Here is a 1,805-nt window from a genome sequence, read left to right on the forward strand (position 1 = left end):
GCATTGCCTCACCCAGAATGTTACTGGACAACTTCTCGCCGATGATTGGGTCGGTGCCATCGAATTGGTTCGGTGGCGTCTATGGCGGGAAAGATCAGCATGGGCGCGCGGCGCGAGGTGGTGTCGGCGGTAACGGAACGTTACCGGTCGGCCAAACGAGCGGAGAAGGGACGGATCCTCGACGAGCTGTGCGCGACGACGGGCTGGCATCGCAAGCATGCGGTGCGCGCGCTCCGGCGACGCGAGACGGTTAGACCGGGCGAGGTCGAGGCAACAAGAAAGCGGAGACGCGGATATGGCGCGACGATCAAGGACGCGCTGACGGCGCTGTGGGAGGCGTCGGATCGGGTGTGCGGCAAGCGGCTCAAGGTGATGATCTCGACCTTGTTGCCTGCCCTTGAGCAACATGGCCGATTGCAGCTTGGCCAGTCGGACCGTGATCGTGTTCTGACTATCAGCGCCGCCACCATCGATCGCCTGCTCGTCGATGTGAAGATCGCGGCGAGCGGCGGCAGGCGGCGCCGTGCCGGATTCTATTCAGCAATCCGGCGCGAGGTCCCGATCCGCACGTTCAACGACTGGAACAATCCGGTGCCCGGCTTCTGCGAGGTCGACATGGTCGCCCATGGCGGCACGTCGGTGGCTGGCTCGTTCATTCAAACCCTCACGATGGTCGATGTCGCCACCGGCTGGACGGAGTGCCTGCCGTTGCTGACGCGGGAAGGTTCGCTGGTCGTCGAGGCGATCACCCGCGCACAGAGCCTGTTCCCCTGGCTGTTGCGCGGCGTGGACTTCGACAACGACAGCGCCTTCATGAACGATGTCGTCGTGCCATGGTGTCGTGAACAGAAGCTCGAAGTCACACGCTCGCGCGCCTACAAGAAGAACGACCAGGCGTTCGTCGAGCAGAAGAATGGTGCGGTTGTCCGCCGCCTCATGGGCTATGGCCGCTTCGATGGCGTCGAGACAGCGCGCATGATGGGCCGCCTCTATGCGGCGGCACGGCTTTACGTCAACTTCTTCCAGCCGTCGTTCAAGCTGAAGGAGAAGCGTCGCGAAGGGGCTAAAGTGATCAAGCGCTATCATCTCCCGTCGACGCCCTATGAGCGTGCCTTGGCGCATCCCAAGGTGACCGCGGCGGTGAAGAAGCGGCTGCGCGATCAGTATCGCTCGCTCGATCCGGTCGCGCTGTTGTCCGAGATTCGCGCGACCCAGGACGAACTCGGCAATCGCGTCGATCGTCGTCCCGGACAGGTACGCGGCTTGCAACCCGACAGCACGAGCACCGCGCCAGCGACCGCAGCCACTTTTGCGAAGACACTCGGTAAGACGACGACGTCCGGCGAGCCGCGTGCCACGCACCGGCACCCCCGTCGGCCCTATAAAACTAGGGTTCGCATGCCGTCCAAACTCGACCCGCATATCCTAACGATCGAGGGCTGGCTCACTACGCAACCGCAGTTAACCGCGCTCGCCATCGTCGACCGGCTGAGGGAGAAACACCCAGAGGAGTTCGGGACGAGACAGCATTCGATCGTGCAGCGTCTGCTGAGGGCGCTTAGACGGAAGACCGCCAAGCAGTTGATCGCGGAGGTGCCGCTCGGTGAGGCCACCACCGCTGCCCCATTGCCCGGGCTTGTGGACGGCTCGGGCTATGTAGGGCCCGACCCGCCCACAGCCCCTCTCGTCGAGCAAGCCGGGAAAGCTACATGGCGCGGCCGACCCGTCGACTTCGCATCCGTGCCATCAGGGTAACATTTGCTGATGCGGCAATACGGGGGGTCAATATTGCAGGCCGAATGACA

The 1,805-nt window shown here is 63.5% G+C and carries 1 protein-coding gene; it reads left to right on the forward strand.

Annotation, left to right across the window (positions count from 1 at the left end):
- Positions 1-81 precede the first annotated feature (81 nt).
- Entirely contained in the window at positions 82-1,755 is a 1,674-nt protein-coding gene (locus ALC15_RS40825; RefSeq protein WP_050632134.1) for an integrase catalytic domain-containing protein, read from the forward strand.
- The last annotated feature ends 50 nt before the right edge of the window (positions 1,756-1,805 follow it).

Origin of the sequence: Bradyrhizobium viridifuturi (assembly GCF_001238275.1) — a bacterium.
Classification (GTDB): domain Bacteria; phylum Pseudomonadota; class Alphaproteobacteria; order Rhizobiales; family Xanthobacteraceae; genus Bradyrhizobium; species Bradyrhizobium viridifuturi.